The organism is Pseudomonas sp. A-B-19, assembly GCF_019947515.1.
Taxonomy (GTDB): Bacteria; Pseudomonadota; Gammaproteobacteria; order Pseudomonadales; family Pseudomonadaceae; genus Aquipseudomonas.
On record NZ_JAGYGN010000040.1, the window covers coordinates 37,656 to 43,928 of the forward strand.

The 6,273-nt window shown below is 61.4% G+C and carries 5 protein-coding genes; all 5 read right to left on the bottom strand.

Annotated features, from left to right (window positions below; genetic code table 11):
- Window positions 1–5 precede the first annotated feature (5 nt).
- Window positions 6–1,502 carry a xylulokinase gene (gene xylB, locus KGA81_RS28155; RefSeq protein WP_223550625.1) on the bottom strand — a complete coding sequence of 499 codons (1,497 nt, stop codon included), beginning with the start codon at window positions 1,500–1,502 and terminating at the stop codon, window positions 6–8.
- A gap of 184 nt (window positions 1,503–1,686) precedes the next feature.
- Window positions 1,687–3,159: a mannitol dehydrogenase family protein gene (locus KGA81_RS28160; protein WP_223550627.1), complete on the bottom strand. Its 1,473-nt coding sequence runs from the start codon at window positions 3,157–3,159 to the stop codon at window positions 1,687–1,689.
- A 16-nt stretch (window positions 3,160–3,175) separates the two neighbouring features.
- Complete coding sequence (locus tag KGA81_RS28165; protein ID WP_223550629.1) at window positions 3,176–4,279, bottom strand: ABC transporter ATP-binding protein; 1,104 nt, start codon at window positions 4,277–4,279, stop codon at window positions 3,176–3,178.
- 124 nt (window positions 4,280–4,403) lie between these two features.
- A complete protein-coding gene (locus KGA81_RS28170; protein ID WP_223550631.1) occupies window positions 4,404–5,234 on the bottom strand; it encodes a carbohydrate ABC transporter permease in 831 nt (276 codons plus the stop codon).
- 8 nt (window positions 5,235–5,242) lie between these two features.
- A complete protein-coding gene (locus tag KGA81_RS28175) occupies window positions 5,243–6,169 on the bottom strand; it encodes a carbohydrate ABC transporter permease (RefSeq protein WP_411736579.1) in 927 nt (308 codons plus the stop codon).
- Window positions 6,170–6,273: the final 104 nt, after the last annotated feature.

The window sequence follows — 6,273 nt, forward strand, 5'->3', positions numbered from 1 at the left end:
ACTCTTCAAAGGGTTACGACATGCTGTCGATAGCGTTCATACGCCTGTTGGCAGGCTTGCACATTGTTGGCGCCCGGCAGGGTTTCACTGGCCGGGTCGAGTTTGACGCAGCGCTCGCACAAGTCCGCCAGGCTGCCGTCGTGCCCGTTTGCCCGGGATACGCACCAGGCCGCCTGGATCGCCGCACCGAGGGCCGCGGCCTCACTTTGTTCGGTGCAGATCACCGGGGTGTTCATGGTGTCGGCGACGATCTGCCGCCACACCGCGCTTTTGGAACCACCGCCGATCAGCCGAATGCTGCGGCTTTGCAAGCCATTGCTGCGTAGCAGGTCCAGTCCGTAACGCAAACCGAACGTCGTGCCTTCGACCACCGCACGGCACAGATTGGCCCGGGTCAGGTTGGACATGGTCAGGCCTGACAGGCTGCCGCTGGCATGGGGCAGGGCAGGCACCCGCTCGCCGTTGAAAAACGGCAGCATGCAAACGCCTTCGGTACCGATCGGCGCCTGGGCAACGAGCTCATTGAACTGATCGATGTCGAGGTCCAGCAGGTCGCGAATCAGGCCGGTGGCATTGGTCAGGTTCATGGTGCAGATCAAAGGCAGCCAGCCACCGCTCGAAGAACAGAACGTGGCAACCGCCGCTTGCGGGGCGACGTTCGGTTGATCGGCATAGGCGTACACCGTACCCGACGAACCGAGGCTCATGGTGATTACCCCGGGCTGGATGTTGCCGGTGCCAATGGCACCCATCATGTTGTCGCCGCCACCACTGGACACCAGTGCCCGCGGGTTGATGCCCAGGTGTTCGGCGATCCCCGGCAGAATCGTGCCGACTGCCTGGTGGGCATCGATCAACTCCGGCAGGGCGGCTTGCAGGCGTCCGCTCGGGTCGATGTCACGCAACAATTGCAAATCCCACTGGCGCGTACGCACATTGAAATACCCGGTGCCCGAGGCATCGCCGTACTCGCTGCAGCTGCGACCGGTGAGCCAATGGTTGAGGTAGTCGTGGGGCAGCAGGATGCGGGCGATGCGGGAAAACACCTCCGGATGCTGCTCTTTGGTCCATAGCAGTTTGGACAGGGTGTAGCCCGGCGCGATGACTACGCCGAGGCGTTCCAGCGAAGCCTTTTCGCCGCCCAGATGGGCCAGCAGGCGGTCATTTTCCGGGGTGGTTTCGGTGTCGCACCAGAGCTTGGCCGCACGCAGCACCTTGCCCTGATCGTCGAGCAGCACCAGGCCATGTTGCTGGCCGGACACGCCAATGCCGAGGATCGCCTGGCCATCGACCCTGGCCGCGAGCAACGCGCGGCGGGTGGACGTGGCGAAGGCTTCCAGCCACTGCTGGGTGTCCTGTTCACGGCGGCCATTGGCGCCGCTGATCAGGCTGTGGCTGGCGGCGCCCTGGCCGAGCACCGCACCGCTGGCTGCGTCGAGGATGATGGCCTTGGTGCCCTGGGTGCCACAGTCGATGCCGAGGAAGAGTTGTCGGGTTGTCATGCAGGATCCTTGGATCGTCGGGTCGATATCGTTGAGCATTGAGTATCTCTACTGACTGTCCAGCCGCCATCGCGAGCAAGCTCGCTCCCACAGGGTTTGTTGTTGAACACAAAACTTGCGTCCGCTGAAGCCCCCTGTGGGAGCGGGCTTGCCCGCGAAGACGGCAGCAGCTCCACCGCAGGACTTACGCCAAAACTCGTTCCAGAGTCCGCGACACCCCCAGCTCGCGCAAACTGTTGCAGCACCACTCGAACGCCGCGACAAACTCCGGCGAGCGGGGAATCGCCGTACCAAAAATCTCCTCGACCGCCAGCAAACGCTGGGTAATCAGCGCGTCATCGGTCACCAGCGCCTGGCAGAACGCCGCGCGCGGGTCCGGTATCGAATAGGTCTCGCCATGTTCATCCACTCCCTTGAGGTATAGCGCCCACGCCGCCACCACCAACGCTGCGCGTTTGGTCTCGCAGCCATCGGCGATCAAGCGGTTGATGGTCGGCACGGTGAATTTCGGAAACTTCGACGAGCCGTCCGAACACACCCGTTCGAGTTGATCGGCAATCGCCTGATTGGAGAAGCGCGTCACCAGGGTGTCCTTGTACTCGGTCAGGTCGATTCCCGGCACCGCCGGCAACTGCGGCGTCACATCCAGGTCCATGTAGGCGCGCATGTAGCGCACGAACAGCGGGTCGTTCATGACCTCATGGACAAAGCGGTAACCCTTCAGGAATCCCAGGTACGTCAGCGCCAGATGACTGCCGTTGAGCAGCTTGATCTTCATTTCTTCGTAGGGCGTGACGTCGTCGGTGAACTGCACGCCAACCTTTTCCCAGGCCGGGCGACCGTTGACGAACTTGTCTTCCAGCACCCATTGCACAAAGGGTTCGCAGACCACCGGCCAGGCATCGTCCAGCCCATGCTGGTCGGCCAGTTGCAGGCGATGCCGAGTGCTGGTCATCGGTGTAATGCGGTCGACCATGGCGTTGGGGAAACTGACGTTGGCGTCGATCCAGTCGCGCAGTTCGCCGTCGTGCAAGGCGGCGAAGGCAAGCAGGGCCTTACGGGTGACGGCACCGTTGTGCGGCAGGTTATCGCAGGACATCAGGGTGAAAGCTGCTGTGCCGGCGGCGCGACGCCTGGCCAGTGCGGCACAGAGGAAACCGAACACGGTTTTCGGCGCATTCGGGTGCGCCAGGTCATGCTGGATCTGCGGCAAGTGCGCCATGAACTCGCCGGTGCTGTCGTCGATGCAGTAACCGCCTTCGGTGATGGTCAGCGAGACGATACGGATCTCGGGACTCGCCAGTTTATCGATCAGCGCCTGGGCGTCGTCTTCAGCCAGCAACATGTCGCGAATGGCGCCGATCACCCGCACCTCGGTGTCGTCGTTATCACCAAGTTCGAACAAGGTGAACAGGTAGTCCTGCTCCTTGAGATCGTCACGGGCGCGGCGGTCCTCGGCGCGCAGGCCGACACCACAGATTGCCCAGTCCAGCGCTTCTCCGGTGTTCATCAGGGCATCGGTGTAAAACGCCTGATGGGCGCGATGGAAACCGCCGACGCCGATGTGCGCGATGCCTTGGCGGGTATCGCCCAACGCGTAGGCGGGCAGGACCACTTCAGGCGCGAGGCGGTTGAGGTTCAGTTTGTTCAGTTTCATCGCAGGCTCTCTGAAATCAGGCAGCAACGCGCAACGGGCGGGTCAGTGCCACGCCATCGGCATCGAATAAATGGCAGTGTTGCGCATCCAGGTGCAGGCCCAGGGTTTCGCCATAACGGCTGGCCAGATCGCCGCGAACACGCATGGTCAGGGCTTCGCCGGACGACGTCAGGACGTGGCAGAAGGTGTCGCTGCCCAGGCGCTCGCTGACATCGGCGGTGACCTGCAAGGTGCAGTCGCCGGGTTTGGCCAGTTCCAGATGCTCGGGGCGGATGCCCAGCGTTACCGCACTCCCGACGCTCAGATGCCGGCCGCTCAAGGGCAGGCTGATGCGGGTACCGGCGTCCAGTTGTACTTCGCAGCTCTGGCTGTCGGTGCGTGTGACCTTGCCTTTGAGAAAGCCCATTTTCGGCGTGCCCAGAAACCCCGCGACAAACAGGTTGGCCGGCTGGTGATAGAGGTCCAGCGGCGAGCCGACTTGCTCGATTTTCCCACCATTGAGTACGACAACTTTGTCGGCCATGGTCATCGCTTCGACCTGATCGTGGGTCACGTAGATCATCGTGGCTTGCAGTTCCTTGTGCAGGCGCAACAGCTCCAGGCGCATCTGCACGCGCAGGGCGGCATCGAGGTTGGACAACGGTTCGTCGAACAGGAAGATTTTCGGGTTGCGCACGATGGCGCGGCCAATTGCCACGCGCTGGCGCTGGCCACCGGACAGTTGCTTGGGTTTGCGCTCCAGCATCGGCCCCAGTTCGAGGATGCGCGCCGCTTCGCTGACCTTTTTCTCCACTTCGGCTTTCGCCACGCCGGCGAGGTCGAGGGCGAACGACATGTTCTTGCGCACGCTCATGTGCGGGTACAGGGCGTAGGTCTGGAACACCATCGCCAGGTCGCGCTTGGCCGGGCTCACTTCGGTGATGTCGCGGCCATCGAGTTCGATGGTGCCGCCGCTGACTTCTTCCAGCCCTGCGATCAGCCGCAGCAACGTGGATTTGCCGCAGCCCGACGGGCCGACGAAGACCACGAATTCCTTGTCATTCACTTCCAGGTCAATGCCCTTGATGATGGAAAAGCCTTCGAAGCCTTTTTGCAGATTCCTGATTTTCAGGTTGGCCATGATCATGGGCCTCCGTTTGTTGTTTTTTAAGATCAAAAGATCGCAGCCTGCGGCAGCTCCTACAGGGGGACCGCCGGCCGTCCTGTGTAGGAGCTGCCGCAGGCTGCGATCTTTTGCTTTCGATTCATTTCACGGCGCCGAACGACAGGCCGCGTACCAGTTGTTTCTGGCTGATCCAGCCGAAGATCAGGATCGGCGCGCAGGCCAGGGTCGACACCGCCGACAACTTGGCCCAGAACAACCCTTCGGGGCTTGAGTACGAGGCGATCAACGCGGTCAGCGGTGCGGCTTTCGATGAGGTCAGGTTCAGCGACCAGAAGGCCTCGTTCCAGCACAGGATCAGCGACAGCAGCACCGTGGAGGCCAGGCCACCCTTGGCGATGGGCAGCAACACCCGGAGCATTTCCTGGGCCAGCGTTGCGCCGTCCAGGCGCGCGGCTTCGAGTATGTCCTTGGGGATGTCCTTGAAGTAGGTGTAAATCATCCAGACCACGATCGGCAGATTGATCAGGGTGTAGATGACGATCAGTGCAATGCGCGTATCGAGCAGCCCGAAACTCTTGGCCAGCAGGTAGATCGGCATCAGCACGCCCACCGGCGGCAACATCTTGGTCGAGAGCATCCACAGCAACGTGCCTCGGGTGCGTTGGGTTTCGTAGAACGCCATGGAGTAGGCCGCCGGCACCGCGATCAGCAGGCACAGGGCCGTGGCGCTGAAGGAAATCACCACCGAGTTCCAGGCAAAGCTGAAGTAATCGCTGCGTTCGTTGATGTGCAGGTAGTTCGCAAGCGTCGGTGTGAAGATGAACTGCGGCGGCGTGGCAAAGGCACCGATTTCGGTTTTGAAACTGGTCAGTACCATCCAGAAGATCGGAAAGAAAATCAGGATCGCGATGGCCCAGGCCAACGTACCGAGCAGAAGGCTTTGCAAACGACGGGATTGTTGAAGAGTCATGGCAGGCCTCAGGCTTTGTCGGTCAGGTTTTTGCCGATCATTCGCACCAGAATGATCGCGGCGATGTTGGCGATGACCACGGCGATCAAGCCGCCCGCCGAGGCCATGCCGACGTCGAACTGCACCAGCGCCTGGTTGTAGATCAGGTAGGCGAGGTTGGTCGAGGCGTAGCCGGGGCCGCCGTTGGTGGTGGTGAAGATCTCGGCGAAGACCGAGAGCAGGAAGATGGTTTCGATCATCACCACCACCGCAATCGGCCGCGCCAGGTGTGGCAATGTCAGGTGCCAGAAAATCGCGATGGGCCCGGCGCCGTCCAGGCGCGCGGCTTCTTTCTGTTCCTGGTCGAGGGACTGCATGGCGGTCATCAGGATCAGGATGGCGAACGGCAGCCATTGCCACGAGACAATGATGATGATCGACAGCAGCGGGTAGTGCGCCAGCCAGTCCACCGGTTGCGCGCCGAACAGCTTCCAGACGTAGGCGAGAATCCCCGACACCGGATGGAAAATCAGGTTCTTCCAGATCAGCGCGCCCACCGTGGGCATGATGAAAAACGGCGAAATCAGCAGCACCCGCACGATGCCGCGACCGAAAAACTCACTGGCCTCCAGCAACGCACTGATCAGCACGCCGAACACCACGCTGATCAGCAGCACGCTGCCCACCAGCAACAGCGTGTTGCTGGCGCCGGGCAGGAAGCCCGAGTCCGTCAGGAAATAAGAGAAGTTCTCCAGCCCGACAAATTCGTTTTCACCCGGATTGAGCAGGTTGTAGCGGATCATCGAGAAGTAGAGGGTCATGCCCAGCGGCACGATCATCCACAACAGCAGCAGCGCTACCGAAGGGCTGACCAGAAACCAGCCGGGATTGCTCACGCGGCTTTTGCGCAGCGGTTGGGCAATGTCCATGTGAGCTTTGGCAGTTGATGTATTCATGGTGTTAAACCGATTGGAACGAATAATGAAGATCCCTGTAGGAGCGAGCTTGCTCGCGATGGAGTGCCAGGCACGACGGTGTCAACTGACACTCCATCTGTCTC